Here is a 5929-nt window from a genome sequence, read left to right on the forward strand (position 1 = left end):
CAGGTTTGGCTGCCGGCTTGGGTTCAACCACCGGCGCGGCCCTGGCTTCGACTTTCGGTGCAGGAGCCGGTGCCGGCGCGACCTCTTCAACCACCGCCGACAACGCCGACTCCCTGGTATTGCCCGCGCCTTCCACTTCGATACTGATCAAAACACTGCCCACCGCCATGACTTCCCCCGGCTCGCCGCCGAGGGAAATCACCTTGCCGTGCACCGGCGACGGAATGTCCACCATGGCCTTGTCGGTCATCACGTCCGCCAGCACCTGGTCTTCTACCACCAGGTCGCCGACCTTGACGTGCCATACCGACAATTCAACTTCTGCGATGCCTTCGCCAATGTCCGGCATCTTGATAACGTGCGTGCCCATTCAGACCTCCATAACCCGATGCAAAGCCGCGCCCACACGGGTCGGGCCAGGGAAATACGCCCACTCTTGCGCGTGGGGGTAGGGGGTGTCCCAACCGGTGACGCGCTCGATCGGCGCTTCCAGGTAGTGGAAGCAATGCTCCTGCACCAGCGCCACCAGCTCGGCGCCGAACCCACAGGTACGGGTGGCCTCGTGAACGATCACGCAACGGCGGGTTTTCTTCACGGAATTGACGATGGTTTCCAGGTCCAGCGGCCACAGGCTGCGCAGGTCGATGACTTCGGCGTCGATGCCGGTTTCTTCGGCGGCGACTTGCGACACATACACCGTGGTGCCGTAGGTGAGGATCGTCACGTCCTTGCCCGGGCGGGCGATGGCGGCCACGTCCAGCGGCACGGTGTAGTAACCGTCCGGCACTTGCGCTTGCGGATGCTTCGACCATGGGGTTACCGGGCGGTCGTGGTGGCCGTCGAACGGGCCGTTATACAGGCGCTTGGGTTCGAGGAAGATCACCGGGTCATCGTTTTCGATAGAGGCGATCAGCAGGCCCTTGGCGTCGTAAGGGTTGGACGGCATCACCGTGCGCAGGCCGCAGACCTGGGTGAACACCGCTTCAATACTCTGGCTGTGGGTCTGGCCGCCGTAGATGCCGCCGCCGCAGGGCATGCGCATGGTCAGCGGTGCCGTGAACTGGCCGGCCGAGCGGTAACGCAGGCGGGCCGCTTCGGAAATGATCTGGTCGGTGGCAGGGTACACGTAGTCGGCGAACTGAATCTCGGCCACCGGCCGCAGGCCATAGGCGCCCATGCCGACCGCCACGCCGACGATCCCGCTTTCGGAGATCGGTGCGTCGAACACCCGCGAGGTGCCGTACTTGTTCTGCAAGCCTTCGGTGCAACGGAACACGCCGCCGAAGTAACCGACGTCCTGGCCGAACACCACCACATTGTCGTCTCGCTCAAGCATCACATCCATGGCCGAGCGCAAGGCCTGGATCATGGTCATGGTCGTGGTGGTCATGGCGGTTTCCAGCTCGATATTGTTGTTGTGATCGTTCATGTCAGATCCCCAACTCTTGACGCTGGCGCTTCAAGTGCTCCGGCATCTCTTTATAAACGTCTTCGAACATGGTCGCGGCGCTTGGAATCTGGCCACCGGCCAGGGTGCCGTACTGTTCGGCTTCTTTCTGGGCCTTGAGCACTTCGGCTTCAAGTTCGGCACTGACCGCCGCGTGTTCCTCTTCGGACCACTGACCAATCTTGATCAGGTGCTGCTTGAGGCGGGCGATCGGGTCGCCCAGCGGGAAGTGGCTCCAGTCGTCGGCGGGACGGTATTTGGACGGGTCATCGGAGGTGGAGTGCGGGCCGGCACGGTACGTCACCCATTCGATCAGGGTCGGCCCCAGGTTACGGCGGGCACGTTCGGCGGCCCAGGCGGAGGCGGCGTACACCGCGACAAAGTCGTTGCCGTCCACCCGCAGGGAGGCGATGCCGCAACCCACGCCGCGTCCGGCAAAGGTTGTGGCTTCACCGCCGGCAATGGCCTGGAAGGTGGAAATCGCCCACTGGTTGTTCACTACGTTAAGAATCACGGGTGCCCGGTACACGTGGGCGAAGGTGAGGGCGGTGTGGAAGTCGGACTCAGCGGTGGCGCCGTCGCCGATCCAGGCCGAGGCAATCTTGGTATCGCCCTTGATGGCCGAGGCCATGCCCCAGCCCACGCCTTGTACGAATTGGGTGGCGAGGTTGCCGGAAATCGTGAAGAAGCCGGCATCTTTTACCGAGTACATGATCGGCAACTGGCGGCCCTTGAGCGGGTCGCGCTCGTTGGACAGCAGCTGGCAGATCAGGTCTACCAGCGGCACTTCCCGGGCCATCAGGATGCTTTGCTGGCGATAGGTGGGGAAGCACATGTCGTCGATGTTCAAGGCCAGGGCCTGGGCGCTGCCGATGGCTTCTTCGCCGAGGCTTTGCATGTAGAACGACATCTTCTTCTGACGCTGGGCGACCACCATGCGGTTGTCGAAGATCCGCGTCTTGAGCATGGCGCGCATGCCCTTGCGCAGAATCTCGACTGGCACGCCTTCAGCCCATGGGCCGAGGGCCTGGCCTTGATCGTCGAGCACGCGAATCAGGCCCTTGGCCAGGTCGGCGGTGTCGGCGGGTTCTACGTCGATTGGGGGTTTGCGCACCAGGCCAGCGTCAGTCAGGCGCAGGTAGGTAAAGTCGGTCTTGCAGCCTGGGCGGCCCGAGGGTTCGGGAACGTGCAGGCGCAGTGGTTCGTACTGCTGAGTCATGGCTTTCTACGCTCTATCTTGTGAATTTCTTGTAGTGGGCGCGGTAGCTGACAGTCCTTCTTCGGGTAGAAGAAATCTTGTCCTACAACAATCATAGGCTCGGCTCAGGAGAATATTTATCTCTGTTTCATTGCGTTGGAGATCATTTGGGGATAAAAAAACTGCATAAACATAATAAACAGGTGGTTTTGTCTCATGCGCAAACTGGACCGTATCGATATCGGCATTCTGAACGCCCTTCAGGAGAACGCTCGCATCACCAACGCCGACCTGGCCCGTTCGGTCAACCTGTCGCCCACGCCGTGTTTCAACCGGGTCAAGGCCATGGAAGAACTGGGGCTGATTCGCGACCAGGTGACGCTGCTGGACGCCGACCTGCTGGGGCTGCACGTCAATGTGTTCATCCACGTCAGCCTGGAAAAGCAGAACGAATTGGCATTGCAGCAATTCGAAGGGGCGATTTCGGATCGCCCCGAAGTGATGGAGTGCTACCTGATGGCCGGCGACCCCGATTATCTGATTCGGGTGCTGGTGCCCACCATCCAGTCCCTGGAGCGTTTCATGATGGACTTCCTGACCAAAGTCCCGGGTGTCGCCAACATCCGCTCCAGCTTTGCCCTCAAGCAAGTGCGCTACAAAACCGCGCTGCCGCTACCGGCTAACGGCATCAACCTCGGCTAACGAACGACACAAAACAAATGTGGGAGCGGGCTTGCTCGCGAATGGGGAGTGTCAGTCACCGAAAATATAGACTGATACACCGCATTCGCGAGCAAGCCCGCTCCCACATTTTGTAGTGCATTTCAAAGCTGGTTGAGGGGAATCTTCAAATAAACCACCCCATTTCCTTCCGCCGGCGGCATCACCCCGGCCCGCACATTCACCTGAATCGCCGGCAACAACAGCGTGGGCATGCCCAACCCGGCATCCCGCGTGGTGCGCATCTCGACAAACGCCGCCTCATCCACCCCGTCATGCACATGAATATTCCCCGCCCGCTGTTCAGCCACCGTGGTCAGGCACTTGGCTGCGCGTCCTTCGGGCGGATAGTCATGGCACACATAAAGGCGGGTTTCAGGCGCGAAGGCCAACAACTTGCGCATCGACCCATACAGCTGGCGCGCATCCCCACCAGGGAAATCGCAGCGCGCCGTGCCCACGTCCGGCATGAACAGCGTGTCGCCCACCAGAATCAACTGGTCATCAATCAGGTAAGCCATATCCGCCGGCGTATGCCCCGGCACATGCAGCGCCTGGGCCTTCAGGTTGCCGATGTGAAACACCTCATCCGGCGCAAACAGATGGTCGAACTGCGACCCATCCACCCGAAACTCCGGCTCCAGGTTGAACAGGTTCTTGAACACTCCCTGCACCTTGCTGATGGACTGGCCAATCGCGATCTTGCCCCCCAGCTGGCGACGCAAATAAGGCGCAGCCGACAGATGATCCGCATGGGCGTGGGTTTCCAGCAACCACTGCACCTGCAAGCCATGCTCGCGCACAAACGCGATCACCTTGTCCGCCTGGCCGGTGCCGGTGCGTCCGGAGGCCGGGTCGTAGTTGAGCACCGAATCAACGATGGCGCATGGGCCACCGTCCGTTTCATAGACGACGTAGGTGTAGGTCGACGACGCCTCGTCCAGAAAGGATTGAATCAACGCTGACATGACGGGTTTCCCAGATAGCTAATGGCGACTTACATTCAGTTAGGTTTCCACATAACCTTGTGAGCTTAAGTGAATTAAAGGACCCGAGGCAAAGGATGGCATCGTGGTGGCAAACAGCTAGGGCGTGGTGCCATACGGCAACGACCCTTGCGTGCATTAACTGAAAAAGGCCATAGACCATGAACGACCAACACTGGGGACCTACCATCAGTGGCGATATCGTTGTCATCGGTGGCGGCTCGGCAGGCATCGGCCTGCTGGCCAGCCTGCTCAAGCGCGACCCGCACCTGAACATCATCCTGATCGAGCCCAACGACCACCACTACTACCAGCCGGCCTGGACCCTGGTGGGCGGCGGGGCTTATGACGTTACCAGGACCGTGCGCCCCATGGCCGACGTGCTGCCCAACGGCGTCACCTGGATCCAGGCCGCGGTCAGCGAATTACTGCCCGACGAGCACACCCTGGTGCTCGACAGTGGCCAGCGCGTCAGTTGGAAGAACCTCATCGTGTGCCCGGGCCTGCGCCTGGCCTGGGAGAAGATCGAAGGCCTGCAAGAGACCCTCGGCCGGCATGGCGTAACGTCCAACTACAGCTATGAGCACGCCGCCTACACCTGGCAGCTGGTGCAGCAACTCAAAAATGGCAAGGCGATCTTTACCCAACCGGCCATGCCGATCAAATGTGCCGGCGCTCCGCAAAAAGCCATGTACCTGTCGTGCGATCACTGGCTCCGCCAGGGTGACCTGAAAAACATCAAGGTCGAATTCAACCTGGCCGGCGCTGCCTTGTTCGGCGTGCCGACCTTCGTGCCGCCGCTGATGAAGTACGTTGAAAAGTACTCGGCGCAACTGGCATTCAACTCCAACCTGGTCAAGGTCGACGGCCCCGCGCGCAAGGCCTGGTTCGAAATCAAGGACGCCGAAGGCAATGTGCGCGTCGAAGAGAAAACCTTCGACCTGCTGCACGTCGTCCCGCCACAGGTCTCGCCGGACTTCATTCGCCACAGCCCCCTGGCCGATGCCGCCGGCTGGTGCGAAGTGAATCCCCAGAGCCTGCAACACCTGCGCTACCCGCACATCTTCGGCCTGGGCGATGTGTGTTCCACCACCAACGCCAAGACCGCCGCGGCGGTGCGCAAGCAAATCGTCGTGGTGGCGGAAAACCTGCTGGCCCTGCGCAGACAGGCACCGTTGCCCCTCAAGTACGACGGCTACGGTTCCTGCCCGCTGACGGTGGAGAAGGGCAAGGTGGTACTGGCCGAGTTCGGCTATGGCGGCAAGTTGCTGCCGACCTTTCCCCTCGACCCGACTGTGGCGCGGCGTTCGGCGTGGTTCCTCAAGGCGAGTTTCCTGCCGTGGTTCTACTGGAACGGCATGCTCAAGGGCCGCGAGTGGCTGACCCGTCTGGCCAAGGTGGATTGAGGCAACCCTATGCTGCTGGCAAGTTTTCTGGGCGTGTTGATGGGGTTGGTCATGGGCTTGACCGGCGCCGGAGGCGGCATTCTTGGTGTCCCGGCCCTGGTATTGGGGCTGGGGTTGACCATGACCCAGGCCGCACCCGTGTCGTTGTTCGCGGTGGGCGCGGCCGCTGCCG

General features: G+C 61.3%; 6 protein-coding genes and 1 pseudogene. 3 read left to right on the forward strand and 4 right to left on the reverse strand.

The window, feature by feature from the left end; all coding sequences use genetic code 11:
* The 3 genes from HX846_RS28705 to HX846_RS28715 all read right to left on the reverse strand — a co-directional run.
* Nucleotides 1-370 (reverse strand): biotin/lipoyl-containing protein (locus tag HX846_RS28705; RefSeq protein WP_306173162.1); only part of this gene is annotated, 370 nt, incomplete at its 3' end.
* A complete protein-coding gene (locus HX846_RS28710; RefSeq protein ID WP_003212859.1) occupies nucleotides 371-1429 on the reverse strand; it encodes an alpha-ketoacid dehydrogenase subunit beta in 1059 nt (352 codons plus the stop codon).
* A 1-nt stretch (nucleotide 1430) separates the two neighbouring features.
* A complete protein-coding gene (locus HX846_RS28715; protein WP_003212857.1) occupies nucleotides 1431-2666 on the reverse strand; it encodes a 3-methyl-2-oxobutanoate dehydrogenase (2-methylpropanoyl-transferring) subunit alpha in 1236 nt (411 codons plus the stop codon).
* 195 nt (nucleotides 2667-2861) lie between these two features.
* Here HX846_RS28715 and bkdR point away from each other — a divergent pair, with 195 nt between their 5' ends.
* The gene (gene bkdR / locus HX846_RS28720) at nucleotides 2862-3347 is read left to right on the forward strand and encodes a Bkd operon transcriptional regulator BkdR (RefSeq protein WP_003212855.1); all 486 of its coding nucleotides are present in this window, start codon (nucleotides 2862-2864) and stop codon (nucleotides 3345-3347) included.
* A gap of 122 nt (nucleotides 3348-3469) precedes the next feature.
* Here the strand turns inward: bkdR and HX846_RS28725 are convergent, their stop codons facing one another.
* On the reverse strand, nucleotides 3470-4333 hold the full coding sequence (locus HX846_RS28725) for an MBL fold metallo-hydrolase (protein WP_003207791.1): 864 nt from the start codon (nucleotides 4331-4333) through the stop codon (nucleotides 3470-3472).
* A gap of 179 nt (nucleotides 4334-4512) precedes the next feature.
* Here HX846_RS28725 and HX846_RS28730 point away from each other — a divergent pair, with 179 nt between their 5' ends.
* Nucleotides 4513-5757 carry an FAD/NAD(P)-binding oxidoreductase gene (locus HX846_RS28730; protein ID WP_178966606.1) on the forward strand — a complete coding sequence of 415 codons (1245 nt, stop codon included), beginning with the start codon at nucleotides 4513-4515 and terminating at the stop codon, nucleotides 5755-5757.
* Nucleotides 5758-5766: 9 nt separating this feature from the next.
* A pseudogene (locus HX846_RS28735) lies at nucleotides 5767-5929 on the forward strand (sulfite exporter TauE/SafE family protein); the annotation flags it as partial.

Origin of the sequence: Pseudomonas sp. K5002 (assembly GCF_013386655.1) — a bacterium.
In the GTDB taxonomy this organism is placed as follows: Bacteria; Pseudomonadota; Gammaproteobacteria; order Pseudomonadales; family Pseudomonadaceae; genus Aquipseudomonas.

Excerpts from the sequence above, each read along its gene's own strand:
- HX846_RS28725 (WP_003207791.1), bottom strand. The coding sequence starts at position 4,333 with ATGTCAGCGTTGATTCAATCCTTTCTGGACGAGGCGTCGTCGACCTAC.
- HX846_RS28730 (WP_178966606.1), top strand. The coding sequence starts at position 4,513 with ATGAACGACCAACACTGGGGACCTACCATCAGTGGCGATATCGTTGTC.
- HX846_RS28715 (WP_003212857.1), bottom strand. The coding sequence starts at position 2,666 with ATGACTCAGCAGTACGAACCACTGCGCCTGCACGTTCCCGAACCCTCG.
- HX846_RS28710 (WP_003212859.1), bottom strand. The coding sequence starts at position 1,429 with ATGAACGATCACAACAACAATATCGAGCTGGAAACCGCCATGACCACC.
- bkdR (WP_003212855.1), top strand. The coding sequence starts at position 2,862 with ATGCGCAAACTGGACCGTATCGATATCGGCATTCTGAACGCCCTTCAG.